This is a genomic window from Haloarcula sp. DT43 (assembly GCF_037078405.1).
Lineage (GTDB): Archaea > Halobacteriota > Halobacteria > Halobacteriales > Haloarculaceae > Haloarcula > Haloarcula brevis.
This window is the reverse complement of record NZ_JAYMGZ010000002.1, coordinates 285011-309391: the sequence shown is the minus strand read 5'-3', so window position 1 is coordinate 309391 and position 24381 is coordinate 285011. Positions and strand designations below refer to the sequence as shown.

Genomic DNA, 24381 nt, shown 5'->3' with positions numbered 1-24381 from the left:
CCATTCACTAGCCCCCGCAGAGTTCAATCTGCGCGAGGGTAGCCGAGCTTGGCCAAAGGCGGTGGGCTTAAGACCCGCTCCCGTAGGGGTCCGTGGGTTCGAATCCCATCCCTCGCATCTGCGACGAACGGACGTGAGGAGCGATTCGTGCGGGGTTCGAGGCCTATCAGTCGCACGCAACGGAGTACGTCTGATTTCGGTTCGAATCCCATTTCTCGCATCTGGAGTGGACGGGAGAGCGGCGTGCACTCGTCCGTGCCACAGTCTGTGGCCCGACACACACCGGCTTGGCACACTTGGGTGACAGCCGGCGGGAGGCCGGCCCATCGAGACCGGGACCCGCCCGGACACGACGCGCTTTTGGACGCCTGCGGCCTATCCCAGCCTAATGACTGACGTGCCAGACGACGTCGCCGAGGCGTTCGACCGACACGACGCGCTGGTCCCAGCGGGGGACGGCTACGCCGTCGAGACGACGAACTTCGACGGGCGAGTGACCGCCAGCGAGGGCGAGGACTGGCGGACGAACTACGAGGTCACGGTCACGGTGCCGTCGTTACAGGCCGCGACGAGCGACGAAGTCGGCGACGCCGTCGTCGACGGCTGGTTCGAGACGCTCGAACGGCGGCTGGAGGACGCGCCGAAGGCGACCCGCATCGCCGTCGAACTGGACGACTACAGCGTCGTCGCTGACGGCGAACAGGTCGTCGTGACCTTCGAGTACACGATGGGCGGGGAGCGGGAGGCCGCCGACATCGCAAAGACGTTCGTCGAGTACGTCGAGGGGACGTACGTCGAGGGGGTCGTTCCCGGCTACGACTACGTCGGCGTCGTGGCGGACCTGCTCGACTCGGCGAGCACCGGCGGGAGCGAGGGGACCCGCGGCGGCACGCCGCTGTAGCTATCTCGTCTGTGGACGAAAAACCGCGGCCGCGCCGCTCAGTCCATCGCGATGTAGGTCTGTGTGGTTTCGACGCCCTGGATGTCCTGGATGTGCGTCGCCGCGACGTCTTTGACTTCGGCGGGCGTCTCCACCTCGACCTTGGCGATGAAGTCGACGTCGCCGGCGACGATGTGGGCCTCGACGACGCCGTCGACAGCTTCGATTTCGGCTTTCAGGCGGTCCGCGTCGCCGGTGTGAGCCTTGACCATCACGTAGGCGATGACCATCTCAGGCACCTCCGAGCGCGGTCGCGCGACCCGATTCGCCGACGACGATGCTCCGGACGTCCGAGAGCGTCCCGAAGTCCGCGAGTATCACGACCCGGTCGCCGGCCTCTAGCGTCTCGTCCGGGTCCGGGATGGCGAGCGGGGCCTCGCCTTTCCCGTGGGCCATCAACCGGGAGTCCGAGGGCAGTTCCAGCTCCGACAGCGAGTACCCCTCCATCGGCGACTGGGCCTGAATCGTGAACTCCACGAGCTGGAGGTTCTGTGCGATGTCGGCGACTGCACGGATGTTCCCGCCCAGTAGCGCGTTCTTCGCGGCGATGGCCCCCAGCCGTTCGGGGTAGATAATCTCGTCCACGTCAGAGGCGTAGCGCCGGTAAATCTCCTCGCGGTAGTCCTCGTCGATGCGCATGACGGTGCGACAGCCGTGTTCCTTGGCTATCATGCAGGCGACGAAGTTGTCGTTCAGGTCGCCGGTGAGCGCGCCCAGCGCGTCGGCGGCGTCGAGGTCGGCCTCGCCGAGCGTCTCCTCGATGGCCCCGTCGCCCGCAATCACCTCGAAGCCGGCCGTCCGTGCGCGTTCGACCGCGCTCTCGTCGCGCTCGATGAGGACGACTTCGTGGCCACTCTCCTGCAGGACGCGAGCCGTCCGCAGTCCGACACGACCTGCACCCACGATAACGAATCGCATACACACCCCTATGGCACGGGGGTGAATAAAAGTACCCACGCAGCGGAACCGCCGGACACCTGGAGGCCGCCACCGGCGGACAGACGCGTTCGTTCCAGTGACGGAACCTTTTTCGCGCCATGACACTACATACCACGACATGGTCAGTGCGTTTATCATGATAAAGACGGCTGCCGGCAAATCCGAGGAACTGCTCGCGGCGGTCCGTGCGGCCGAAGGCATCACCGAGGCACACATCGTCGCCGGCCAGTACGACATCATCGCCGAGGCGACGGGCACGGAAGTGTACGACATCATGCAGTCCGTGGCGACCCACGTCCGGGACCTCGACGGCGTCGCCGACACGCGCACGTACATGTGCCTTGAGTGACTGGGGCGACCGACCCGTTTCGACACGGCAAAGGGACTCGCCGTCCTACGAGCGGTATGGTCAGTGTCGCCGGTATCGTCGGCCTGCTCGTCATCGTACTGGTCAACAGTGCCGTGACGGCGCTCATGACGCGCTTTTTCCGCGTTCGCTTGCACACGCAATGGGGGAGTATCGTCTACTCGCTGCTCCTCTGTCCGGTAGTCATGGTCGTCCTCCTCCTGGTGTTGAGCGGCGTGTTCAGCCTCGGCGCGGACCTCGGGAGCCAGACGGCCGTCATCCTCGTGACCGTCGTCATCCCCCTCGCCGTCGGGATGACGTTCGACTACTTCTGGATGCCCGCCCCCGACGAGGTCGAACTGCCGGCGTCGATGGACTAAACTATCGCGTCCCGGACCTGCTCGTACACGGTGTCCGGGTCGGCAGTCGCGTCGACGCGGACGAACCGCTCGGGGTCGGCGTCGATGAGGCGCTCGTAGTTGTCACGAACCCGTGCCAGATAGTCGGCGGTCTCGAACTTGTTCGTCGCGCCGCTTCGCCGTGCGGCAGTCTCGGGGTCGAGGTCGAGGTACACGGTCCGGTCCGGCGGCCGGGTCCAGGGCGCGTGGACCTCCCGGACGAACCCCAGCGGGTCGTCGAACGTCTCGCTCGCTGCGAGCGTGGCACCCTGGTAGGCGTACCGCGAATCGCTGTAGCGGTCGGAGACGACGAGTCGGCCCTCCTCAAGCGCCGGTCGGACTGTCTCCGAGAGATGGGCGGCGTGGTCGGCCGTGTAGAGGAACAGTTCGGCCAGCGAGTCCGCGCCGTCGTCGTCGATGGAGCGCTGGACGGCGTCCCCGTACCAGGAGTCGGTCGGTTCGCGCGTGAACACGGCCCCGTCGGGGACCGCGTCGTCGCTTCGGAGCCGTTCCCACACGGTCGTCTTCCCACTCCCGTCCAGTCCTTCGAGCGTGACGAGCATACCTCACAATCCGTGTGGGGGGACGTAAGCGCCCCGACCGACGGAACTCGTCGAGAGGGACAGACAGCGGCCCGGTCGGATACGCACTTTTACGGGCGTACCCGCCGTACGGGTCGACATGGACGTACTTGTCGTTGGCGGGACTGGATTCATCGGGCAGCACCTGTGCCGTGAACTCGACGACCGGGGCCACGCCGTGACCGCGCTGTCCCGGTCACCGGAGGACGCGACGCTCCCCGATAGCGTCGAAACCGTCGCCGGGGACGTCACGGAGTACGACAGCATCGAGGGGGCGTTCGAGGGCCAGGACGCGGTGTACTACCTCGTGGCCCTGTCGCCCCTGTTCAAGCCCGACGGCGGCGACAGGATGCACGAGCGCATCCACCTCGGCGGGACCGAAAACAGCGTGCGAGCCGCCGAGGAACACGGCGTCGACCGGTTCGTCCAGCTGAGCGCGCTGGGGGCGGACCCCGGCGGCGACACGCACTACATCCGGGCGAAGGGCCGGGCCGAGGACGTCGTCACGGAGTCCTCGCTGGACTGGACTGTCTTCCGGCCGTCGGTCGTCTTCGGCGACGGCGGGGAGTTCGTCTCCTTCACGAAGCGTCTCAAGGGGATGTTCGCGCCCGGCGTCCCGCTGTACCCGCTCCCGGGCGGCGGCAAGCGGACGAAGTTCCAGCCCATCTGGGTCGGCGACCTCGTGCCGATGCTCGTCGACAGTATCGAGTCCGAGACCCACGTCGGCGAGACGTACGAAATCGGCGGGCCGGAGGTGCTGACGCTCAGGGAGGTGACCAACCAGGTGTACGACGCCGAGGGGTCGTCGGTGAGCGTCGTGCCGCTCCCGATGCCGCTGGCCAAAGTCGGACTTTCGGTTCTGGGCAGCGTCGGGTTCCCGATGGGGGCCGACCAGTACCGCTCGCTCAAATTCGATAACAGTCCGGCCACGAACGACATCGACGCGTTCGGCGTCAGTAGTAGCTCTCTAACGACACTCAGCGGATATCTCCGCGGGTAAGCGCCGGTAGTAGCCACCTCCTACAGGGCGTCGTATTGGGGAGGATTAGTTTTTGAGTCTAAGTTTCAGGGCTGAGAGCCGGGCAAAACACTTATACTCGCTATCGCTCTTTGACCGTTTAAGCGGAGAACCATATAATGAAACTGGCGATGATCGGCTTCGGGCAGGCCGGTGGCAAAATCGTGGACAAGTTCCTCGAGTACGACAAGGAGACCGGCTCGGGAATCGTCCGCTCTGCGGTCGCTGTGAACACAGCGAAGGCAGACCTGCTTGGGCTAGAACACATTCCGGAGGAGAATCGAGTGCTCATCGGCCAGGCCCGCGTCAAGGGCCACGGCGTGGGCGCGGACAACGAACTCGGCGCGGAAATCGCCGAGGAGGACATCGACGAGGTACAGGGCGCTATCGACAACATCCCTGTCCACGAAGTCGACGCCTTCCTCATCGTCGCCGGCCTCGGCGGCGGGACGGGGTCGGGCGGGTCGCCGGTCGTCGCGAAACACCTCAAGCGTATCTACACCGAACCGGTGTACGGGCTGGGCGTCCTGCCGGGCAGCGACGAGGGGGGCATCTACACGCTGAACGCCGCCCGTTCCTTCCAGACGTTCGTGCGCGAGGTGGACAACCTCATGGTGTTCGACAACGACGCCTGGCGACAGACCGGCGAGTCCGTCGAGGGCGGCTACGACCACATCAACGAGGAAATCGTCCGCCGCTTCGGCGTGCTGTTCGGGGCCGGCGAAATCGAGGCCGGCGACAACGTCGCCGAGAGTGTCGTCGACTCCTCCGAGATTATCAACACGCTCGACGGCGGCGGCGTCTCCACCGTCGGCTACGCCTCCGAGGAGGTCGAGGTCTCCTCTGGCGGCGGCCTCCTCTCGCGGTTCAAGGGCGGCGACAGCGGTACCGACGACGGGATGGACACGGCGAACACGACGAACCGCATCACGTCACTGGTCCGGAAGGCCGCGCTGGGTCGGCTCACCCTGCCCTGTGAAATCGAGGGCGCTGAACGCGCCCTGCTCGTGATGGCCGGGCCGCCGGAGCACCTGAACCGGAAGGGAATCGAGCGCGGCCGGAAGTGGCTCGAGGAGCAGACCGGCTCGATGGAGGTCCGCGGGGGCGACTACCCGACCAACGCCCCGAAAGTGGCCGCGTCCATCCTGCTCGCCGGTGTCCACAACGTTCCACGCATCAAGGAACTCCAGCAGGTCGCCATCGAGGCACAGGACAACATCGACGACATCCGTAACCAAAGCGAAGATAACTTAGAGAACTTGGTCGAAGACGACGAAGATGAACTTGATCCGCTGTTCTAACAAGACCGCCGCACTCCTCTGTGTTGTCGCGCTGCTCGCGACCGCCGGCACAGCGAGCGCGTTCTCTGTCTCTGCCGACGGAGTCCCCACCGAGTCGGCCGTCGACGAAGAGGTTTCAGTGACGTACACGATAGACGACCCGTTCACCGACGCCCCCAACGAGTGGACGCTCTCCGGGTCGACCGAACTCGAGAACGTGGGCTGGACGGTCACCGTGTTGCGCGCGGGCGACCAGGTGGACCAGGAGACCTACGGCGACCAGTCCTTTGAGCAGGACCTCGACATCGACGACAACGGGGACCAGGTCCGCATCGAACTCGTCGGGACGACCCCGGCCGTCTCGAACTACACCTACGAGCCGGCACAGAACTACCAGGTCGCCGCCCTCAGTCGCATTAGCGGGAACAACGAGGACGAGTTCCGCAACGACACCGCCCACCACTACACCGAGGAGAGCCAGGCGGCCAGGCAGGCAATCGACGACGCACAGGCCGCAATCGACGCGGCCGGCGGGAACGATAACGCCGAGGAACTGGTCGGGAGCGCCATCTCCTCCTACGAGAACGGGAACTTCCAGAACGCCCAGGATCTCGCCGGACAGGCCGAGAGCCAGGCCCAGCAGGCCCAGCAGAGCGCCCAGACCCAGCGGACGCTGCTCATGGTCGGTGGCGGAATCGTGGTCCTCCTGTTGCTGGCCGGTGGCGGCTACTACGCGTACACCCAGATGAGCGGTGACGACTACTCCAAGCTGTAATGCGTCTCGTCGTCCCCGTCTCGGGGTCTGACCCCAAAACGCGGCTTGCCGCCGTTCTCTCGCCCACCGAGCGCCGCGAGTTCACCGAGGCGATGCTCGCGGACGTCGTCGCGGCGGCGACGGCGGCGGGCCACGAGCCGGAGGTCGTCTCGACGGCACCGCTCGACTGTGCCGCGCCGGTCACCGTCGACGACCGCGGCCTGGACGACCTCGTCAACGACCTGCTCGCGTCGACGGTGACCGACGGCGGCGGCACGCTCGCGGTCGTGATGGCGGACCTGCCGCTCGTGACTCCAGAGAGCATCGAGCGGCTCCTCGCCCCGGACGCGGCGGTGGTGCTGGCTCCGGGACTGGGCGGCGGGACGAACGCCTTTGTCTGTCGCCACCCCGAGTTCGGGGTCGACTACCACGGCGCGTCGATACGCGACCACCGACGGATTGCCCGGGACGTGGGCGCGAGCGTCGCCGAGGTCGACTCCCGGCGGCTGGCGACCGACATCGACGAACCCGGGGACCTCGCGGAAGTGCTGCTCCACAGCGACGGCGCGGCCGCCGACTGGCTCGCGGCCGCCGGTTTCAGTCTGTCGCTCACAGACGGCCGTGTGGCCGTGAGCCGCGAGTGAAGGTTTTTGTCCCTGGGGTGCAGACCCCGTGACGTGATACCCGGCACGGACGAGTACGACGTCGACATCGAGGTGTCCGACGCCGACATCGAGAGGGTCCTGTCCGTGATGCCCGAGGATGTCGAGTCGGCGTCGGCGCTGTCCTACTGCCGGAACGTGTTCCTGCCGCTGACGACTGCCTGTCGGTACACCTGCACGTACTGCACGTACTACGACCCGCCGGGACAGGCGGAGCTGATGGCCCCCGGGGAAATCCGGGAGACCTGTCGCCGCGGGGCCGACGCCGGCTGTACGGAGGCGCTGTTCACGTTCGGCGACGACCCCGACGACCGGTACACCGCTATCCACGACCAGCTGGCCGAGTGGGGCCACGACTCCATCCACGAGTACCTCCGGGAGGCCTGTGAAATCGCACTGGAGGAGGGGCTGCTCCCCCACGCGAATCCCGGCGACCAGACGCGCGAGCAGATGGCGCACGTCGCCGACCTGAACGCCTCGATGGGCGTGATGCTGGAGACCACCACCGAGGTTCAGGCCCACGGGGGCCCGCGGTCGAAGACGCCGGGCCAGCGGCTCGACACGCTCCGCGTGGCCGGCGAACTCGGCGTCCCGTTCACGACGGGCATCCTCGTCGGCATCGGCGAGGACTGGCACCACCGGGCCGAGAGCCTGCTGGCCATCCGCGAGATGCACGAGCGGTACGGCCACGTCCAGGAGGTCATCGTCCAGCCGGTCGTCGAGAACGAGCGCTGGCAGGGCGGCTCCCCGGACCTGGCGACGATGCGCCGGGTGACGGCGATGGCCCGCGCGGCACTGCCCGAGGCGGTGTCCGTGCAGGTCCCGCCGAACCTCGCGCCCGCCCGTGACCTGACCGACTGCGGCATCGACGACCTGGGCGGCGTCTCGCCGGTCACGGTCGACCACATCAACCCCGAGTACGAGTGGCCCGCCCTCAGGGAGTTGACGGCCGTCGCCGACGCCGCCGACGTGCCCCTCACGGAGCGACTGCCCGTCTACGAGCGGTTCGTGGACGACGGCTGGCTCTCGGCCCCCATCGAGGCCGCCATCGGAGCCGAGGACGACGCCGGCGAGCGGTTCCGGTCGATACTGGACCGCGGCGTGAATCCGGTAACCCTGTGACTCTCGGCTGTTCGTGGACAGTCGTCACGGTCGAGCGAGTTCTCGGTAACAAACACCTAGTTGTCTAGGCTTCATCTACACGTACGCTGGGGCACCAATATATTTCATGCCTGGACGTGCCTCTGACAGCAGGTCCAGGCGAGATACTCTACCACGTCGGCCGCGGTCGGTGCCCAACCGTGGCCCACTCTCTCAGTGTCACACCGTGAACACGTGAGCGGTTGTGCCGTGGCGAGAGGCGAGCCGTCCGTGCCCGCGCGGCGGGCGTCGGCTCGCTCGACGGGTCAGTCGAGCAGCGGCGTCCCGTCGGCTCGTGGCCCGAGTTCCGGCCCGAGCACGTCGGCGTCGGGGTCGATGACGCGGCGCTGTTCGTAGTCCGTCGACCGCTCGACCGGCGTCCGGCCGATGGCGGTAATCATGTCGGCGTACTCCTGGAACGACCGGAACTCGCCGTAGTCGCCGCCGGCGCGCTTGGTTATCTCCTCCGAGAGGATGGTCCCCATGAAGTCGTCCGCGCCGCAGGTGAGCATCTTCAGCCCCTGCGTGTCGCCGTATTTCACCCACGAGGACTGGATGTGGTCGACGTTGTCCAGGAAGAGCCGCGAGACGGCGATGAGCAGTTCGTCCTCGGCGACCGTCGCGCCCGACTCGACCATGCCGCGCTCGTACAGCGGCGTCTCCTCGTGAACGAACGAGAGCGGGACGAACTCCGTAATCGCGCCGGTCCGGTCCTGCAGGTCGCGGATGCGTTTCAGGTGCAACGCTCGGTGGCGCTCGTTCTCGACGTGGCCGTACATCATCGTCGAGGTCATGTCGAGGCCGACCGACGCGGCCGCCTCCATCGCCTCCAGCCACTCGTCGGTGCGTATCTTCCCCGGGCAGATGACGTCCCGGACCTCGTCGACGAGGATTTCCGCGGCCGTCCCCGGAACGCTGTCGAGGCCGGCGTCCTTGAGCCGTCGGAACACCGCCTCGTAGGACCAGTCGGTGCCACGGCGGGCGTGGTACGCCTCCTCGGGCGTCATCGAGTGGAGGTGGACATCGCCGACGTTCATCGCGCTGAGTTGTTCGCAGTAGGTAGCTGGGTCTTTCTCGTACTCGTCGGGCGAGCGGTAGTTCAGGTCGCCGCGGTCGCTCGACTCCAGTATCTCGCGGTGTTCGTCGTCCAGCGCGAGCGCGGGGTGGAGTCCGGAGACGGAACAGACCTCGTAGATGCCGCGGTCGAGGGCGTCACGGACGATGTCGCGGGACTCGCTCGGCGTCTTCGTGAAGCCGCCGTGGGCCTCCTGGTAGTCGCTGCGGAACTGCTCGGAGCGGTCCTTGAAGTTACAGAACAGACAGCCCGTGTTACAGGCCGTCGTGACGTTGTTGTTGAGGTTGGCGACGAACGTGACCTCGTCGCCGACGACCTCGGCCCGGCGTCGGTCGGCCGCTTCGAGGACCTGCTCTTTCCGGCGGTTGTCGATGCCGTCCCGGTCGGTGCCCGTGGTGAACAGTTCGACCGCGTCGGCGACCGTCAGTCGTGTCCCGTCTCTCGCCTTTGCCAGGGCGTTCTCGAACGACTGGTCAGTCGTCGGACGGTGCTCGAACTCGAGGGAGCCGTCCGGAGTACCGACGGCGTCTGGGACATCCGGCATTGCTGAACAGGAGGGAAAGAACGGTCAAAAGCGTATGGGTCCGCACACGGCCCACACACGCGGTGTGGCCGTCCGGCGTGCCGCGAGCGTCAGGTCGGCAAGACGCCGCCGACCCACCCCGCGGTCTCGGCGACGACCCAGATGACGAAGGCCGCGTAGGCACCGAGCAGGACGTACGATTCGGGCTCGCTCAACACGAGGTCGGTCCGGAGCACGGTAAACAGAAGAATCGTCGCCCCGGTCAGGACGCCGAACATCGGCACGGCCATGGCGAAGTCGACGGTCCACGCGCCGACGATGAGGACGCCCAGCGGGATGGCGACGAGCAGGTCGAACGTGTTCGAGCCGAGGACGTTCGCGAGCGACGTGACCCCGCGGTCGTCGCGGGCCGCCCGGACGCTGACGAGCGTGTCGGGGAGGCTCGTCGCCGCCGCGAGAATCGTCACGCCAAGCAGGAACTCCTGGACGCCGGCGGCCCGGCCGACGACGCCGACGGCGTGGACGAGGTTCTCAACGGCCACGAGGATGACGGCGAGGCCGAGCAGGAGGAAGAGCCACTGCCGCCCGACGGCGACGTCGGCGGTCCAGTCCTCGGCCGGGTCGTGGTCGGCCGTGTCCTGGTACTGGATGAAGACGTACAGGCCATAGAGCGCGAGCGGAATCGCCGCCAGCGGCCGCGTGACGACGCCGGTCAGCGTCGCTTCGCCGGGGTAGTAGATGACCGCGAAGGCGAACGTGATGAGCAACACGGAGACGGCCAGCATGTAGAACTGCGCCTCCTTGTACACCAGCGTCCGGTTCGACTCCACGGGGTCGTCGGTGGCGACGCCCGCGACCGCGGGGATGACCAGGATGTTGAAGATGGCCGAGCCGACGATTGCACCGACGCCGAGCGGCATCGAGCCTTCGAGCGCCGCGACGACGACGGTGGCGACCTCCGGGAAGCTCGACCCGACGGCGACGATTATCGCCCCCTGGACGACCTCGGGGAGGCCGTAGTACGTCGCGAGCCGTTCGCTCGACGATTCGAGCCAGTCGCTGCCCTTCCATATCGCAACCGTCGCGGCGACGATTATCGCGACCTCGACCGACAGACTGAGGGCCATCAGACGGTCGGTCGGGGCCGCGACGGAAAACAGTGCCCTCCGAAGGCGAGTGAGAAACGTCTTTGTCCCCGGCCCGAAAGGCGGGCACAATGACGAGCGTCAAGGAGTTCCGCGTGGACGAACCGGCGACGGCCGAGGAACTGGGCCGCGGCGCGTTCGTATTCACGGACGACTACTCCGTGTTCGACTGGGGCAAGATGCCGGACCGGATTCCCGACAAGGGCGCGTCGCTGTGTACGATGGGCGCGTACAACTTCCAGCTGCTGGAGGAGAACCACGTCCCGACACACTACGAGGGCGTCAGGCTCCCGGACAGCGACGAGGTGCTCGACCTCGGCGAGGCGCTGTCGGCCGACGCCGCCCCCGAGGAGATGGTCATCGAACTCACGCAGGTCCCGGACCTCCCGTTCGAGGACGGGCGCTACGACTACGACGCCTACCACGCGGGGGCCGACGAGAACTACCTGATTCCGCTGGAAATCGTCTTCCGGAACCGCGTCGGCGTCGGGTCGTCGCTACGGTCCCGAACCGAGCCCGCCGACCACGGCCTCGACTACGACGACTGGCCCGAGGAAGTCGTCGACCTCGAGGAGCCAATCGTCGAGTTCTCGACGAAATACGAGGAACAGGACCGGTATCTCGACCGCGAGGCGGCCGACCGCATCGCCGGGACGGCCAGCGTCGACCGCCTGGAGGAACTGGCCCGTGCGGTCAACCACATCGTCACCCAGCAGGCCGCCGAGGCCGACCTCGTCCACGAGGACGGGAAAATCGAGTGCCTGTACTACGACGGGGAGATACGCGTCGCCGACGTGGTCGGGACGTTCGACGAGAACCGCTTCTCCTACCGGGGCCAGCAGGTCAGCAAGGAGGTCATCCGCCAGTACCACAAGCGCACCCAGCCCGAGTGGGTCGCGGCTGTAAGCGATGCCAAACAGCAGGCCGACGCGGAGGGCGTCGCCGACTGGAAGTCCCTCTGTGCGGAGTCGCCACAGCCGCTCGACGAGAGCGTGATTCGGGTCGCACGGGACCTCTACTGCGCCGGGACGAACGCCTACGTCGAGGGGAGCGTGTTCGACGCGCCGTCGCTCGACGACGCTGTCGCGGCCGCCGGCGACCTCTAAGCGGTCGGGGCCGTCGCGACGGACCCGTCGCTGCTGGTCGGAGCGGACAGCGACGCCACGAACCTGTCTCGCGAAACGACGCCGACAGCAGGCAACGCGACCGCTCAGTCGTCCGCTTCGAACTCGTCCTCGGCGACGAACTCCCCGAGCCCGTCGATGGGGCGGTCGGGGTTGTTGCGGTCGAGTTCCTCGGGCGCGCCCAGCTGGACGGACGTCTCCTCGGGGTCGCGGAGCTTCGTCCGGCCGCGGTGGACGGTCACCTCGTCGTTGAGGTGCAGCTTGATGGCCTCGATGAGCGCCTCGGCCTCCAGGGGCTGGCCTATCCGCTGGAGTTCCTCCTCGGTGGCGTCGTCGGGGACGTTGAACGCCCGCTGGGTGATGATGGGGCCCTGGTCGAGGTCGGTCGTCACGTAGTGGGCGGTGACGCCGGCGATGCGGACGCCCTCCTCGATGGCCTGCATGTACGCCGACGCGCCGGGGAACGCGGGCAGCAGGCTCGGGTGGACGTTGATGATGCGGCTCTCGTAGCGGAAGACCACGTCCGGCGAGAGGATGCGCATGTAGCGGGCCAGCGCGATGAGGTCGGCGTCGTACTCCGCCAGCAGGTCGAGCAGCTGGTCCTCGTCGGGCGTCCCCTTCTCGTCGCCGATGTCGTGGAAGGGCACGTCGTACTTCGCGGCCAGCGGTTCGAGGTCGTCGTGGTTGCCGATGACCACCTCGATGTCGGCCCCGAGGTCGCCGTTGGCCCACGCCTCGAACAGGGCTTCGAGGCAGTGTGACTCCTTCGTGACGAGGACGGCGATGGTCTGTGTCTCGCGGTCGGCGGGGAACCGGACCTGCACGTCGACGCCGAGTTCGTCGCCGAGTTCGGTGAGGTCCTCGCGGAGTTTCTCCTCTGTGGTCACCATCTCGGCGGTGTCGACGCGCATGGTCATCCGGAACACGCCCTCCCGGACGGCCTGGTCCAGGTCCTCGATGTTGATGCCCCGCTCGAACAGCAGCGAGGTCACCTCGGCGATGAGGCCGGTGTCGTCCTCACCGACGACGGTAATCTCGGTCAGGCCGCGCGTCACGGTACACACCTCCGGACAGCGTCGTGATTCATTTGCCCCAGAGTCGGCAGTCCCCGGGCAAAAGCCTTCGTTTTCCACCCGATGTGACGCCAACGCTTTGTGTGTCGGCCCGCGTACGTACGCCCGTGACGAGTGATTCGCCGACCGTTCTCTGTGCCCAGCCGGACGCCGGCGAGCGCGCGGAGACGGTCGACGCGCTTGCCGAGGCCGGACTCGCCGTCGACGAGGTCGGGTCCGTCGGGTCGCTTGCGACGGCGCTCGACGGGTCGATTGACTGCGTCGTGACGGCCTTCGACTTCGAGGACGGGGACGGGTTCGACGTGGTCGACGCGGTCCGCGAGGTGAACCCGGACTGCGTGGTGGTCCTCTACACGGAGCGCGCGCCGGCGGACCTCCCGCGGGGCGGCCCCGAACAGGTCGTCGAGTACGTGCCACGGACGGTCCCGGAGTCCCGGGAGCGGCTGGCGGACGTCGCCGCGATGGCCGCCGCCGAGGTGACGCAGGCGGCTTACCCCGTGCCGGAGACCGAGCCGGAGCGGCTGGCCGCCGTCCGGGAGTACGACATCGACCAGCTGGCGGCGGCCAAGACGTTCGACCGGCTGACGGCGCTGATGACCAGCCACTTCGACATCGACGTGGCCTTCGTCGGCCTCGTGGACGAACACGAGGAGCGGTTCCTGGCGTGTGAGGGGGCCAACTGGCGGACCCTCTCCCGCGAGGATACCATCTGCACGCACACGATTCTCTCCGACGAGACGATGGTCGTCGAAGACACCCACGAGGACCCCCGTTTCGCAGACATCGACGCACTGGACCGGCTCGACATCAGGTCCTACGCGGGCGTGCGAATCACGGACGAGGCGGGGAACGCAGTCGGCGCGGTCTGTTGTATCGACAGCGAGCCGCGTCGCTACACGCGGACGGAACTGGACGACCTCCGGCGGTTCGCCGACGAGGTCGAGGAACAACTGCTGTTGCGACGGCGGCTCCAGAGGGATACCTGATGTCACAGCGCCGGGACGACCGCTACGCGTTCGACGACCTGCCCCTGAACCCGGTCGAGCCGGGGACGAGCCTGCTCGTGACGGGGCCCGTTCTGAGCGGCGCGCGGGAGGTGGGACTGCGACTGCTCTGCAGTTCCGACGCCGACGGCGGCACCGTCTTCATCGCGACGGACAGCGACGCCGCGACGATGCTTGAGGAGTTCGGGAGCCACGGCGGCGTGCTCGAACGGGAGCGGGTCCGCGTCGTCGACTGCGCACAGGAGAGCGACGACCTGCCCGAGGAGAGCGTCTCCGCGGTGAGTACGCCGGCTGACCTGACGGGCATCGGCATCGAGTACTCCGGTCACTACGAGTCGACGTACGCCAGCGGCTACACGCGGGTTCGGACCGGCATCGTCACACTGACGCCGCTGCTGGTCTACAGCGACGACGTCCGGGCGGTGTACCGGTTTCTCAACACCGTCACCGGCCGCATCGGGACCGCGGACGGGCTCGGCATCTGCGTGCTCGACCCCGACGCACACGAGACGCAGGTCGTCGAGAGCGTGGCGCAGTTCTTCGACGGCCGAGTCGACGTGCGGGCCGACGCCGGCGACCTCGAACTCCAAGTGGCCGGCCTGCGTGACCAGCCCAGCGACTGGACCCCGGTCGGCACCTGAACTGCCGGGAGAACACAAGCGTTTTCTCCGCTGCCCGCACGCTTGCCAGTAATGACTGCCTTTACCGCGACCGTCACCGTCCGGCTCAAGCGAGGGGTCCTCGACCCCGAGGCCGAGACGACACAGCGCTCACTGGAACGGCTCGGCTTCGACCTGAACGACCTCCGGTCGGCGGACGTGTTCGAACTCGACCTCGACGCCGACAGCGCCGACGACGCGGCCGACCGGGCCGGCGAGATGGCCGAGCGGCTCCTGGCGAACCCCACCATCCACGACTACGACGTCGAGGTGGCCGAGGCAGAATGACCGTCGCCGCCCGACTGACGCCGCAAGCCGGTTCCACGGGGTGGTCGCTGTGACTATCTCCGTCATCCAGTTCGGCGGCTCGAACTGCGACCGCGACGCTGTCCAGGCCCTCGAATCGGTGGGGCTGGACGCCGACCTCGTCTGGCACGAGGACGGTCTTCCGGAAGACATCGACGGCGTCGTCCTCCCCGGGGGCTTCTCCTACGGCGACTACCTCCGCGCTGGCGCGATGGCCGCCCGCTCGCCCATCATGGCCGACGTCCGCGAGGCCGCGAGCGAGGGGACGCCGGTGCTCGGCGTCTGCAACGGCGCACAGATAGGCTGTGAGTCGTCGCTGACCCCCGGCGCGTTCACGACCAACGAGAGCGCCCGGTTCCAGTGTGAACACGTCCACCTGCGCGTCGAGAACGCCGACACGCCCTGGACCAGCCAGTACGACGAGGGCGAGGTCGTCGAACTCCCCATCGCTCACGGCGAGGGCCGCTACGAGATTCCCGACGACCGCCTGGACGAACTCGAAGCCCAGGACCGGGTGCTGTTCAAGTACTGCGACGAAGACGGCGAGGTCACGCCCGAAGCGAACCCGAACGGCTCGAAACACAACGTCGCCGGCGTCACCGGCGAGGACGAACACGTCGCCGTCATGATGCCCCATCCCGAGCGGGCGACGCTGTCTGACCTGGGTCGGACTGACGGTCGGGGCGTCCTCGAAGGGTTCGCCGAGTAACGCCGGCGGGTGTTACTGCAGCGGTATCGAGAAGCGCCGTACTCACCGCTACCGAGTTCGTTTCAAAGGGGAAGGGACCAGCGGAGCGTGTGACATCGTCCGGCGGTCCCTACGTGCGGTTTATCCGTCAAGCCGTATAAGTACACGCTTACCGGAGTGTAAGTATAAACGCAGGACAGCGACCGCTTTGTCGCGGCCGTCGGGGAGCGTTTCGAGTGACCATCTCTCAGCAGCGAACCGCAGCCACGACCGGACGGACGACACCGCAACCATCACAAATTATATCTATTATTAGTCCGACGCTGTATCCATGCCGATACAACGCCGAGAGTTCATCGCAGCGATAGGCACAGGGGTCGTGGCCAGTACCGCTGGCTGCACCCAGCCAGGGCAGAGCAACAGCCAGTCCGACGGGGAAAGCGGCGGCAGTCAGGCGGGAGTGGCCGGCGAGACGCTCACACTCACGACGACGACGAGCACGTACGACACGGGCTTGCTCGACGAAATCCACCCCGCTTTCGAGGACATGTACGGGGTGTCCGTCGACGCGGTCGCACAGGGGACCGGGGCGGCCCTCGAATCGGCCCGCAACGGCGACTCCGACGTGGTGATGGTCCACGCCCGCGGCCTTGAAGACGAGTTCATGCGCAACGGATACGGCATCAACCGCCGGGACCTGATGTTCAACGACTTCGTCATCGTCGGCCCGGAGAGCGACCCGGCAGGCATCCAGGGGATGGGCTCGGCGACGGAGGCGCTCACCGCCATCGCCGAGTCGGAGGCCCAGTTCGTCTCGCGCGGGGACAACTCCGGCACCCACACCAAGGAACTCAACCTCTGGGAGGCAGCGGGTACCGAGCCGGGCGGTGACTGGTATCAGGAGACCGGGACCGGAATGGGAGAGGCGTTGAACGTCGCCAATCAGCAGGGGGCGTACACGCTCTCGGACCGCGGGACGTACATCTCCCAGCGCTCGGAAATCGACCTCGTCATTCTGGTACAGGGACCCATCGAGGACGGGCCGGAAATCCTCGCGAACCCCTACGGGATTATGGCGGTCAACCCCGGCGTCCACGACAACGCCAACTACGACCTCGCGATGGCCTACATCGGGTGGATTACCAGCCCCGGCGCACAGGACGCCATTTCGAGCTACCAGGTCAACGGGGAACAGCTGTTCTTCCCCGAAGCCGTCTCCGAGAACCCGAACTTCCAGCAGTACGTTCCCGAAGGGTGGAGTAGCGACTCCGACGGGTAAGCGTGCCGCTCGATTCAGTCGGACACCTGCTGCAGACTGTCGTCGACTTGCCTTTCAGAGACGGGTATGTCTCGAGTATCATCTACGTCTCGCTGTACGTGAGCGTCATCGCCGTGACGCTGAGCACGCTGTTCAGCATCCCGGTGGCCATCGTGATGGGCTTTGGCGACTTTCCCGGCAAGCAGTTCGTGAAGTCGGTCATCAACACTGGGATGGGGTTTCCCAGCGTGGTCGTCGGCCTCCTCGTGCTGTTTACCGTCTCCAATCAGGGACCGCTGGGGACGCTGGAGCTGATATTCACCAAGGAGGCGATGATTATGTCTCAGTTCGTCCTCGCGACGCCGCCGATTACGGCCATCAGTCTCGCGGCCATCAGCGGCGTCGACGAGAACGTCCGGGACGCCGCCCACGTCCTCGGCGGGACGCGCGTCGACGTTGCGCTGGTCGTACTCAAGGAAGCGCGGTACGGGATTGCGACTGCGGTGCTTGCGGGCTTTGGGCGCGCTATCAGCGAAGTCGGCTCCGTCCTCATCGTCGGGGGAAACATCACGAGCGCGGGGGGAATTTCGAAGACGCGCACGCTGACGACCGCGATTCAGCTCGAGGCCCGGCAGGGGCAGTACGAGACGGCGATGATACTCGGAGCGGTTCTGGTCGCGCTCGTGTTGACGGTCAACGCCGTGGTCGTCCGGTTGGGCGACCAGGAGGTGCAACGCTAATGTTACAGGTGTCTGACGTGTCAAAGTGGTACGGAGTGGACTGCGTGTTTCGCAATCTCTCGATGGACGTCGAAACGGGAGAGGTCGTCGCCGTCATCGGTCCGTCGGGCGTCGGCAAGACGACGCTGCTCCGGATGCTCGCACTCTCGCTCGAACCTGACGACGGAACGGTCACCTTCGACGATACAGACGTGTGGGCCGCCGACGAGGCCGAACGGCTCTCGCTTCGACGACGGGTCGGGATGGTGTTCCAGGAGGCGAGCCTCTTCGACGCTCCGGTCGCTCGCAACGTCGAATACGGGCTTCGCATCCGTAGGTCCTGGACGAAGCGGCTCCAGAGCGAACTCCGCTCGGTCCTGCGGTCGAACGGTACCGCGGACGCCGTTCGTGAGGCCCTCGACGTCGTCGGGCTAACGGACAAGATGGAGCAACGCGCGGAATCCCTCTCGGGTGGCGAGGCCCAGCGGGTGTCGTTCGCCCGGGCCTTGGCTTACGACCCCGACGTGTTGCTCCTCGACGAGCCGACATCAGACCTGGACCCGCGAAATACGGCGGTCATCGAGGACGCGATTTCCGAGGCGCGGGACCGGGGCATCGGCGTCGTCGTTGCGACACACGACATGCACCAGGCGGAGCGCGTCGCGGACCGGGTCGCAGTGTTACTCGACGAGAGCATTACGGAGATCGCCCCGACAGAGGTGATTTTCGAGAACCCGTCGGACGACCGAACCCGGCAGTTCATCTCGGGCGAGTTGGTGTACTGACCGAGTACCCGGCGATACTCTCTTTGTAACCGCCCGCCGATGCGACGGTATGGACGCGACTGCGGACGTGGAAGTGCAACTCGGGCAGGGCGACATCGCGCTGACCGCGCGTGACCGACAGCTCCTGCAGGCGGTCGCCGCGCACGGGTCGCTGAACAGCGCCGCCGACGCGCTGGGCCGGTCCTACGCCCACGCCCAGCGGCGCATCGTCGAACTCGAAGAGGCCTTCGGCCCGCTGGTCGACCGGAGTCGGGGCGGGAGCGGCGGCGGCGGCAGCGAACTCACGGCGACGGCCGAGCAACTGCTGGCCCGGTTTCAGCGGCTCCAGGCCGAGTTCGACGGGGTGGCGACGGCGGAGGAGACGGTCCTCAGCGGGACGGTCGTGGACCGCGACGGTGAACTGGCGACCGTCGAGACGCCGCCGGGGACGGTTCGGGCCATCGTCGACACCGAGGCCAGCCCCGGCGACCCGGTGGAGGTCGGTATCCGCGCCGACACGGTGACGCTAAACGCGCCGACCGAAGCCCCGGAACCGGCGGGGACGAGCGCGCGCAACCAGTTTTCGGGAACCGTCGAGCGTATCGACAAGGGAACCGCTATCGCGCTGGTCGCGCTGGCAATCGACCCGACCACGACGCTGTCGGCACTCGTGACCGACACGAGCCTCGACAAACTCGGCATCAGCGAGGGCTCGGAGCTCGTCGCCTCGTTCAAGGCGACCGCTACCGTCGGCGTCATCCCCGCTATCGAGCCCGTCTCCGACGAACAGTCCTGAGCGAGCGAAAGAACCTAGAGGCCCCAGCCGGACGGCAGCAGGTCGGACTGGCAGGCTGTGCACGCGACCATCCCGTCGCCGTCGATGCACTGCCGCCGTTCGCCACACAGGTCACACTCCGTGACCGTGCCGCGCGTGTTGAAACTGCGCCGGTCCTGGTTGCCGTTGGGGGTCATTCGAAGGGTCTTATGCGGGAAAGACGGATAAGCGTTGGTCGACAGGCAATAATACCGTTTCCGGGTCTTACCGAGCGAGCGGGAGCGAGTAGCTGCGCTCGCGCTCGACGACGGCGTCCCACGTCGCCTCGCACTCGCAGGACACCTGCTCGAACACCGACGGGTCCTGGCGCAGGTCGAAGTCCTTGATGGCTCGCTGGACCTTGTCGTCGCACTCGCCGCAGTTGTGTGGGCCGCGGTCGCTGCCGTGGCCGACGGGATCGGAGACGACGATGACGTCCTCCTCGGCGGTCGATTCGAGCACGTCGGCGACCGACCAGAGCCACGGCGGGCGGTAGCCGCCGTCGTGGTACAGCTCCTCGACCATGGTGTAGCGCTGGACGTTACAGGGGTTCATCGAGACGGTGTGACAGCCGTCGACGGCGGCACAGCGGCGCACCGACCGCTTCATGTCCTCGACGGCCTCCGATTCAGAGAGGAAGGGCGGCTTCATCAGCAGGTAGGCCTTGACGCCCGCGCCGGCGTCTCGCGCGGCCTCGCAGGCGGCCTCGAAGTCAGCGAAGTCGAAGTACTTGTTCACGCAGTCGTGGCGCACGCGGTCGGTCGCGGTCTCGAGGCCGACCGCCACGTCCGTCTCCAGGCCGGCATCGACGAAGTCGCCGACGGTCTCCCGGTCGACGAAGTCGGGCAGGGACTCGACGACGATGCGCTCGCGGTCGGCGAACGTCTCGGCGATGGCCTGCCGCGTCTCCGCCGGCACCTCGCGCTCGTCGAGGAAGCTCCCGGAGGTGTAGATCTTGATGAGCCCCGACGGCTCGTCGGCGTTCTCGGCCTCGTGGTCGAGGCAGTGCTGAATCTGGGCCATCAGGTCCTCGTGGGCGACGCTGCCGCCCTCGACGCTCTCGGCGACGTAGCCACACATCGTACAGCCGCCGGCGCGGGCCCACCGGCAGCCGCCGGTGTTCAAGATGATGGTCAGGCTCTGGTAGACGCCGTCGGGCGTGTTGTCCTCGTCGAGCCACACGCGGGTCGGCTCACGAGGGTCGTACGTCGAGTCGTTCCGCGACCGGATGTCGCGCATCACGGCGTTGTGGGCGTCCATGCCCTTGCCCTGCTCGTACACGTCGGGACTGGGCTTGCTCATTAGAGCCGGGTAACTGATGTGTGCGTAAAGCCGCTTCGTTACCGCCGGGAGAAGGATTCCGTCCCGCCCCACGCGGTGTCGGCGTGCGCGAGCGCCAGCCACAGCACGCCGGCGAGCACCGCTCCGATGCCGTTGGCGAGCAAATCGGCACCGCTCAGTCCGCGAGACGGAACGAGCCCCTGAAGCAGTTCGATGCCCGCCCCGTAGCAGACGGCGACCGCCGCGAGCGCCGCGACGAGCGGCACCGAGCGGGCGCGTCGAGCCCACGCGAGCAGCGCCGTCAGGACCCCGTAACTCAGCGCGTGGACCCACTTGTCGAGGGCGATTCCGAACAGCGCGGGGACCTGCTCGCTCGCCCCCTCGGGAACCGGGAGCAGCGAGGTGCCGAGCAACAGCAGCGCGAACCCGACTGCGGGCAGATACCGCCGGCGTCCCGACCAGTCCATACCGGCGGTTACCCCGCACTCCGGATAAGTCGCGCGGTCAGGCGGAACCGCGAGCCGATTCCGTCGGTAGCCGGCGAAAACGGCGCTACTGCTCTTCGACGTGGCGCATCTGGACGGCGATGCCCCGCGTCGAGGAGCGCATCTCCGGCCCGCTCATCTCGGCGCGGCCGACGCCGAAGGCCGCTTCGCCCCGGACGACCACGTCGTCGCCGACGCGGATGTCGTCGCTGGCGTCCGTGATCCCCGGCGCGAGCACCGAGCCGTGGGGCACGAACGGTTCGATGTCGACCGTCTTGGTCGGCACGTCGCTCTCGACCCAGCGGCGCGCCCCGGCAGTGGTCAGCGAGAGGACGCCGTACTGCTGGGCCAGGGCCGCCAGTTGCTCGCCGTCGGCGTCGTCGGCCCGAAGCTGCGGATACCGGCCCTGCGTCGAGAGGTCGTCGAACAGTTCGTCGCCCGCGCCTGCGCCGAACTGGTAGTCCGCGACGGCGCGGATGGTGTTGTGTTCGCGCTCCCGCTTGGGATACCGGTCCCACCCCTCCAGTTCGGCCGCGAGATTCCCGAGCGAGTCCGCCGTCGTCGGGTGGTCCGTGACCGTGTAGGTGAACTCGCGGCCGAGCGAATCGGCCACGCGCTCGCAGATGTCGCGGTACCCCTCACCGGGTACGTGGGCGATAACCTCGGGGTAGTCGGTGCCTTCTAAGTAGCGTTCCAGCACGCTGCTGACGAACTCGATTTCGGTGGCGGTCCAGTTGCCCGTCACGACGGAGTCGTAGTGCTGGGCGGGGTAGGTGAGTTCGAGTTCCTGCGGGACGACGCCGATGGGCGAGGTCATCGAGACGACGTGGGCGCGCCACTTGATGGCGTCGTGGTACTGCTTGTGGCTCTGGGAGTCGCTGTAGGGCTTGCGCGCCGAACAGGGGACGAGGACGAGCGGTCGGTCGTCGAAGCGGGGGACGTAGCGGTCGGTGACCCGCTCGGCGAAGCGCTGGATTTCGACCCGGCGGAGCGAGTCGTCGCTGGCCGCCGACAGGTCGGCCCGGCGGATGAGCGGCGTGCGCTCTTCGAGGTAGCCGTACTCCTGGTCCAGCCGTCGGAACGTCGCGGTGAGCCAGTTGTCCTGTCTGGCCTGGCCCTCGACGTAATCGCGGAGGCGGCCGTCCCGGATGCGGCGGCGGACGCGCCGGAGTTCCGCGGCCAGCGCGTTGACGTTGTGCTCGACGCAGTCCTCGCGGTCGAAGGCCTCGCGCGGCTGCTGGCAGGCCGGACACGAACAGGGGAGTTCGTCGAGGTCTTCGAGGAAGTACGCCTCGTCGGTCGTGAGATACCGGCCCTCGGTCCCGCGAACGACGACGCGGTGCGGGTCCACGAGATCGACCCCGGCATAGACGAGCGTGGCGACGTTTCGCGGCGTGGCGACGCCCGGGAGATAGAGCGCGGTGTCGGCGGGGACGGCCTCGCGGACGGTCGTGACGGCGTCGACGAACGCCGAGGCGTGCCCGACGTAGCCGGGTGCGCCGGCCAGCACGTAGGCATCGCTGCCGTGGTCGGTCGCGGTGTCGGGCGAGACGACGGCCGCGCTCGGGAACTCGACGTCGGGATAGTCGACCGCGAAGGCCGATTCGACCTCGTCCGGCGTTCCGGCTGGCAGGCCGCGGTGGGGGAGGACGGTGAGCAGCGACTCGTCGCCCTCCGGGTCGTCCTGTGGCGTCGGCCAGCGGCTGCCGGCGTCGTCGAGGACGTGTCGACAGTCGCCCGGCGTCGCCGTGTCCACGTCGTCGACCAGCGCCGGCGTCGTCACGGGGTCGGCGAGGCGCAACGCACCCACTCGCGCGGCGCTGTCGCGCTCGTGGACCTCGAAATAGTCGGTCATGCAATGGCGTCGGCCACGCGCAACCAACTATCTTGCCTTTGGACCAGCGCCGCCGATAGGACCCGTAGCTCTGCTGTCGACCGTGTCAGCCCGGCCGGGAGACGTCCCTCGAAAGTGTCGCCATCCGTCGATTAACTACATCCTAACTAACCCTGTGGAGGACGGTGGGTCATCCGTGCAGCGACAGACACGACGAGACGTGTTGTTCGCCCTCTCGGGGACAGCCGCGGCGCTGGGTGGCTGTTCGACCGACCTTTCGTCGGGAGACCCGGACGCCAGAGCCGCCCCGCAGGAGACGGACTCGACGCCGACCGAACAGGTAACCGAGCCGGCGGAAGCCAGCAGGCCCGCGATGTTCGTCCACCTCGACACACTGACCGCGATACGGTCCCGCGTCGAGGACGGCTACAGCCCGTGGACGGCGGCCTACGAGGCGTTCATGGAAGACGTCCGCACCGCGTTGGCAGCGCCCCCGGAGAGCGTCACGGACAACGGTGACGGCCACGAGTTCAAGACGAAGGGGCCCGAGAACCCCTCGGCGCGCAAGGACTACGTCGCCGCCATCAGGACCGGGGACCGCATCCGGGACCTCGGGCTCGCCTACCAGTACAGCGGCGAGGACCGGTACGCCGAGAAGGCCGTCGAGCTACTGGACCACTGGTTCCTGAACGCCGAGACCTACATGGCCCCGGTGAAGACAAACAGCATCGAGCAGTTCATCACGCTCCCGAAGATGTGGTGGGGCGCGGAACTCATCCGCGGCCACGAGGCGTGGGACGACGACAGCGTCGGGTCGGAGGCCGCCCTCCAGGAGTGGGTCCGGACGTTCCTCGACGACGTCGGCCACGGCATCCCGACGTCGATGGGCCAGCAGAACATATTCAACTGGAAGGAGATGACCCACGCCGCGGGGTCGGTGTACCTCCGGGACTGGGACCGGTTTCGGGACGCGATGCAGCGGAACCGGGAAGACGGCTTCACCCAGCTCCGGGAGGACGGACTTCTGGAAAACGAAATCGTCCGCGCGTCGAGCCTCGCGTACTCGCTATACGCGGCGAAGGCGCTGGTCACCGCGGCGGAACTCAGTCGGCTCTACGCCGACAGGCTCGACGGCCCCACGCTGTACGAGTACAAGAAATTCGACGGTGACAGGGGCGCTATCGAGCGGATTCTCGACGCCCACGCCCCCTACGTCGCCGACCCCCAGGCCTGGGAAGCGATGGGCGAGGGCGACCCCGACCGGTTCGTCAACAGCGACGGCTTCCCGGCCAGAAAGCAGGAGGCCGCGTCGTCGCTGTACGAGGTCGCCTACTCCTACTACGAGAAGGACACGTACCTGGAGACGCTCAAACAGCGCGGCCAGCCGGTCAAGAACGTCCCGACGTACGTCTCGGCCCAGCAGGCGGCGATTGACGACCCGGGCCGGCCACACCGGGACGAGCGCATCCTCGGCTGGACGACGTTCACGCACGGCGAGCGGTTCCGGCTCGACCTATAGCCGTCGACCCACCCACACCACCACGCTTTGGGTGCTGGCGGTCCCAGCGAGG

Annotated in this window: 28 protein-coding genes and 1 tRNA gene; 19 read left to right on the top strand and 10 right to left on the bottom strand. The window is 67.3% G+C overall.

What is annotated here, in order from left to right; all coding sequences use genetic code 11:
• Positions 1-32 precede the first annotated feature (32 nt).
• Positions 33-117: transfer RNA gene (locus tag VI123_RS08865), tRNA-Leu, on the top strand.
• Positions 118-388: 271 nt separating this feature from the next.
• Positions 389-901: a DUF5813 family protein gene (locus VI123_RS08860; RefSeq protein ID WP_336337698.1), complete on the top strand. Its 513-nt coding sequence runs from the start codon at positions 389-391 to the stop codon at positions 899-901.
• Between the two features lie 38 nt (positions 902-939).
• Here VI123_RS08860 and VI123_RS08855 read toward each other — a convergent pair whose 3' ends face one another.
• Both VI123_RS08855 and VI123_RS08850 read right to left on the bottom strand, forming a co-directional pair.
• Entirely contained in the window at positions 940-1170 is a 231-nt protein-coding gene (locus tag VI123_RS08855; RefSeq protein ID WP_336337697.1) for an Lrp/AsnC family transcriptional regulator, read from the bottom strand.
• Between the two features lies 1 nt (position 1171).
• Positions 1172-1858, bottom strand: a complete 687-nt coding sequence (locus tag VI123_RS08850; RefSeq protein ID WP_336337696.1) for a potassium channel family protein — start codon at positions 1856-1858, stop codon at positions 1172-1174.
• Between the two features lie 139 nt (positions 1859-1997).
• Here VI123_RS08850 and VI123_RS08845 point away from each other — a divergent pair, with 139 nt between their 5' ends.
• Both VI123_RS08845 and VI123_RS08840 read left to right on the top strand, forming a co-directional pair.
• Complete coding sequence (locus tag VI123_RS08845; protein WP_336337695.1) at positions 1998-2228, top strand: Lrp/AsnC family transcriptional regulator; 231 nt, start codon at positions 1998-2000, stop codon at positions 2226-2228.
• Between the two features lie 56 nt (positions 2229-2284).
• Positions 2285-2605, top strand: coding sequence for a hypothetical protein (locus VI123_RS08840; RefSeq protein WP_336337694.1), 321 nt, complete (start codon positions 2285-2287; stop codon positions 2603-2605).
• Here VI123_RS08840 and tmk read toward each other — a convergent pair.
• A complete protein-coding gene (gene tmk, locus VI123_RS08835) occupies positions 2602-3186 on the bottom strand; it encodes a dTMP kinase (RefSeq protein WP_336337693.1) in 585 nt (194 codons plus the stop codon). The two genes, VI123_RS08840 and tmk, sit on opposite strands and share 4 nt — an antisense overlap.
• Positions 3187-3304: 118 nt before the next feature.
• Here tmk and VI123_RS08830 point away from each other — a divergent pair, with 118 nt between their 5' ends.
• The 5 genes from VI123_RS08830 (at position 3305) to cofG (ending at position 8040) form a co-directional block, all read left to right on the top strand.
• Positions 3305-4204, top strand: a complete 900-nt coding sequence (locus tag VI123_RS08830) for a complex I NDUFA9 subunit family protein (RefSeq protein WP_336337692.1) — start codon at positions 3305-3307, stop codon at positions 4202-4204.
• A gap of 137 nt (positions 4205-4341) precedes the next feature.
• Positions 4342-5523, top strand: a complete 1182-nt coding sequence (locus tag VI123_RS08825) for a tubulin/FtsZ family protein (RefSeq protein ID WP_336337691.1) — start codon at positions 4342-4344, stop codon at positions 5521-5523.
• The gene (locus tag VI123_RS08820; RefSeq protein ID WP_336337690.1) at positions 5501-6277 is read left to right on the top strand and encodes a hypothetical protein; all 777 of its coding nucleotides are present in this window, start codon (positions 5501-5503) and stop codon (positions 6275-6277) included. The genes VI123_RS08825 and VI123_RS08820 overlap by 23 nt, the downstream gene beginning before the upstream one ends.
• The gene (gene cofC, locus VI123_RS08815) at positions 6277-6900 is read left to right on the top strand and encodes a 2-phospho-L-lactate guanylyltransferase (RefSeq protein ID WP_336337689.1); all 624 of its coding nucleotides are present in this window, start codon (positions 6277-6279) and stop codon (positions 6898-6900) included. Before VI123_RS08820 ends, cofC begins: the two co-directional genes overlap by 1 nt.
• A gap of 33 nt (positions 6901-6933) precedes the next feature.
• Positions 6934-8040: a 7,8-didemethyl-8-hydroxy-5-deazariboflavin synthase subunit CofG gene (gene cofG / locus VI123_RS08810; RefSeq protein ID WP_336337688.1), complete on the top strand. Its 1107-nt coding sequence runs from the start codon at positions 6934-6936 to the stop codon at positions 8038-8040.
• Positions 8041-8324: 284 nt separating this feature from the next.
• Here the strand turns inward: cofG and cofH are convergent, their stop codons facing one another.
• Together cofH and VI123_RS08800 are read right to left on the bottom strand one after the other, a co-directional pair.
• Entirely contained in the window at positions 8325-9677 is a 1353-nt protein-coding gene (gene cofH, locus VI123_RS08805; protein WP_336337687.1) for a 7,8-didemethyl-8-hydroxy-5-deazariboflavin synthase subunit CofH, read from the bottom strand.
• An 89-nt stretch (positions 9678-9766) separates the two neighbouring features.
• Positions 9767-10783, bottom strand: coding sequence for a sodium:calcium antiporter (locus VI123_RS08800; protein ID WP_336337686.1), 1017 nt, complete (start codon positions 10781-10783; stop codon positions 9767-9769).
• Between the two features lie 89 nt (positions 10784-10872).
• Here VI123_RS08800 and VI123_RS08795 point away from each other — a divergent pair, with 89 nt between their 5' ends.
• Positions 10873-11907: a phosphoribosylaminoimidazolesuccinocarboxamide synthase gene (locus tag VI123_RS08795; protein ID WP_336337685.1), complete on the top strand. Its 1035-nt coding sequence runs from the start codon at positions 10873-10875 to the stop codon at positions 11905-11907.
• Positions 11908-12011: 104 nt separating this feature from the next.
• Here the strand turns inward: VI123_RS08795 and VI123_RS08790 are convergent, their stop codons facing one another.
• Positions 12012-12989, bottom strand: coding sequence for a formyltetrahydrofolate deformylase (locus VI123_RS08790; protein ID WP_336337684.1), 978 nt, complete (start codon positions 12987-12989; stop codon positions 12012-12014).
• A gap of 116 nt (positions 12990-13105) precedes the next feature.
• On the opposite strand from VI123_RS08790, the gene VI123_RS08785 reads away from it, so the two are divergent.
• The 8 genes from VI123_RS08785 (at position 13106) to VI123_RS08750 (ending at position 19192) form a co-directional block, all read left to right on the top strand.
• The gene (locus VI123_RS08785; RefSeq protein WP_336337683.1) at positions 13106-13984 is read left to right on the top strand and encodes a GAF domain-containing protein; all 879 of its coding nucleotides are present in this window, start codon (positions 13106-13108) and stop codon (positions 13982-13984) included.
• Positions 13984-14643, top strand: a complete 660-nt coding sequence (locus VI123_RS08780; RefSeq protein WP_336337682.1) for a DUF7504 family protein — start codon at positions 13984-13986, stop codon at positions 14641-14643. The genes VI123_RS08785 and VI123_RS08780 overlap by 1 nt, the downstream gene beginning before the upstream one ends.
• 51 nt (positions 14644-14694) lie before the next feature.
• Positions 14695-14949, top strand: a complete 255-nt coding sequence (gene purS, locus VI123_RS08775) for a phosphoribosylformylglycinamidine synthase subunit PurS (protein WP_336337681.1) — start codon at positions 14695-14697, stop codon at positions 14947-14949.
• Positions 14950-14998: 49 nt separating this feature from the next.
• Positions 14999-15676 carry a phosphoribosylformylglycinamidine synthase I gene (gene purQ / locus VI123_RS08770; RefSeq protein ID WP_336337680.1) on the top strand — a complete coding sequence of 226 codons (678 nt, stop codon included), beginning with the start codon at positions 14999-15001 and terminating at the stop codon, positions 15674-15676.
• A gap of 310 nt (positions 15677-15986) precedes the next feature.
• On the top strand, positions 15987-16934 hold the full coding sequence (locus VI123_RS08765) for a substrate-binding domain-containing protein (RefSeq protein ID WP_336337679.1): 948 nt from the start codon (positions 15987-15989) through the stop codon (positions 16932-16934).
• 2 nt (positions 16935-16936) lie between these two features.
• Positions 16937-17653, top strand: a complete 717-nt coding sequence (locus VI123_RS08760) for an ABC transporter permease (RefSeq protein WP_407066992.1) — start codon at positions 16937-16939, stop codon at positions 17651-17653.
• On the top strand, positions 17653-18417 hold the full coding sequence (locus VI123_RS08755; RefSeq protein WP_336337678.1) for an ABC transporter ATP-binding protein: 765 nt from the start codon (positions 17653-17655) through the stop codon (positions 18415-18417). Before VI123_RS08760 ends, VI123_RS08755 begins: the two co-directional genes overlap by 1 nt.
• A gap of 49 nt (positions 18418-18466) precedes the next feature.
• The gene (locus tag VI123_RS08750) at positions 18467-19192 is read left to right on the top strand and encodes a TOBE domain-containing protein (RefSeq protein WP_336337677.1); all 726 of its coding nucleotides are present in this window, start codon (positions 18467-18469) and stop codon (positions 19190-19192) included.
• A gap of 14 nt (positions 19193-19206) precedes the next feature.
• Here the strand turns inward: VI123_RS08750 and VI123_RS08745 are convergent, their stop codons facing one another.
• The 4 genes from VI123_RS08745 to arcS form a co-directional block, all read right to left on the bottom strand.
• Positions 19207-19368, bottom strand: a complete 162-nt coding sequence (locus tag VI123_RS08745; RefSeq protein ID WP_336337676.1) for a hypothetical protein — start codon at positions 19366-19368, stop codon at positions 19207-19209.
• A gap of 67 nt (positions 19369-19435) precedes the next feature.
• Entirely contained in the window at positions 19436-20512 is a 1077-nt protein-coding gene (locus VI123_RS08740; protein WP_336337675.1) for an archaeosine biosynthesis radical SAM protein RaSEA, read from the bottom strand.
• 38 nt (positions 20513-20550) lie between these two features.
• Positions 20551-20958, bottom strand: a complete 408-nt coding sequence (locus VI123_RS08735) for a VanZ family protein (RefSeq protein ID WP_336337674.1) — start codon at positions 20956-20958, stop codon at positions 20551-20553.
• Between the two features lie 85 nt (positions 20959-21043).
• Entirely contained in the window at positions 21044-22831 is a 1788-nt protein-coding gene (gene arcS, locus VI123_RS08730; RefSeq protein WP_336337673.1) for an archaeosine synthase subunit alpha, read from the bottom strand.
• Between the two features lie 352 nt (positions 22832-23183).
• Between arcS and VI123_RS08725 the strand changes: the two genes are divergently transcribed.
• Positions 23184-24329, top strand: a complete 1146-nt coding sequence (locus VI123_RS08725; protein WP_336338262.1) for an alginate lyase family protein — start codon at positions 23184-23186, stop codon at positions 24327-24329.
• Positions 24330-24381: the final 52 nt, after the last annotated feature.

Coding starts and splice junctions, on each gene's coding strand:
- VI123_RS08860 (WP_336337698.1), top strand. CDS start 389: ATGACTGACGTGCCAGACGACGTCGCCGAGGCGTTCGACCGACACGAC.
- VI123_RS08855 (WP_336337697.1), bottom strand. CDS start 1,170: ATGGTCATCGCCTACGTGATGGTCAAGGCTCACACCGGCGACGCGGAC.
- VI123_RS08850 (WP_336337696.1), bottom strand. CDS start 1,858: ATGCGATTCGTTATCGTGGGTGCAGGTCGTGTCGGACTGCGGACGGCT.
- VI123_RS08845 (WP_336337695.1), top strand. CDS start 1,998: ATGGTCAGTGCGTTTATCATGATAAAGACGGCTGCCGGCAAATCCGAG.
- VI123_RS08840 (WP_336337694.1), top strand. CDS start 2,285: ATGGTCAGTGTCGCCGGTATCGTCGGCCTGCTCGTCATCGTACTGGTC.
- tmk (WP_336337693.1), bottom strand. CDS start 3,186: ATGCTCGTCACGCTCGAAGGACTGGACGGGAGTGGGAAGACGACCGTG.
- VI123_RS08830 (WP_336337692.1), top strand. CDS start 3,305: ATGGACGTACTTGTCGTTGGCGGGACTGGATTCATCGGGCAGCACCTG.
- VI123_RS08825 (WP_336337691.1), top strand. CDS start 4,342: ATGAAACTGGCGATGATCGGCTTCGGGCAGGCCGGTGGCAAAATCGTG.
- VI123_RS08820 (WP_336337690.1), top strand. CDS start 5,501: ATGAACTTGATCCGCTGTTCTAACAAGACCGCCGCACTCCTCTGTGTT.
- cofC (WP_336337689.1), top strand. CDS start 6,277: ATGCGTCTCGTCGTCCCCGTCTCGGGGTCTGACCCCAAAACGCGGCTT.
- cofH (WP_336337687.1), bottom strand. CDS start 9,677: ATGCCGGATGTCCCAGACGCCGTCGGTACTCCGGACGGCTCCCTCGAG.
- VI123_RS08800 (WP_336337686.1), bottom strand. CDS start 10,783: ATGGCCCTCAGTCTGTCGGTCGAGGTCGCGATAATCGTCGCCGCGACG.
- VI123_RS08795 (WP_336337685.1), top strand. CDS start 10,873: ATGACGAGCGTCAAGGAGTTCCGCGTGGACGAACCGGCGACGGCCGAG.
- VI123_RS08780 (WP_336337682.1), top strand. CDS start 13,984: ATGTCACAGCGCCGGGACGACCGCTACGCGTTCGACGACCTGCCCCTG.
- purS (WP_336337681.1), top strand. CDS start 14,695: ATGACTGCCTTTACCGCGACCGTCACCGTCCGGCTCAAGCGAGGGGTC.
- VI123_RS08765 (WP_336337679.1), top strand. CDS start 15,987: ATGCCGATACAACGCCGAGAGTTCATCGCAGCGATAGGCACAGGGGTC.
- VI123_RS08755 (WP_336337678.1), top strand. CDS start 17,653: ATGTTACAGGTGTCTGACGTGTCAAAGTGGTACGGAGTGGACTGCGTG.
- VI123_RS08750 (WP_336337677.1), top strand. CDS start 18,467: ATGGACGCGACTGCGGACGTGGAAGTGCAACTCGGGCAGGGCGACATC.
- VI123_RS08745 (WP_336337676.1), bottom strand. CDS start 19,368: ATGACCCCCAACGGCAACCAGGACCGGCGCAGTTTCAACACGCGCGGC.
- VI123_RS08740 (WP_336337675.1), bottom strand. CDS start 20,512: ATGAGCAAGCCCAGTCCCGACGTGTACGAGCAGGGCAAGGGCATGGAC.
- VI123_RS08735 (WP_336337674.1), bottom strand. CDS start 20,958: ATGGACTGGTCGGGACGCCGGCGGTATCTGCCCGCAGTCGGGTTCGCG.
- arcS (WP_336337673.1), bottom strand. CDS start 22,831: ATGACCGACTATTTCGAGGTCCACGAGCGCGACAGCGCCGCGCGAGTG.
- VI123_RS08725 (WP_336338262.1), top strand. CDS start 23,184: ATGTTCGTCCACCTCGACACACTGACCGCGATACGGTCCCGCGTCGAG.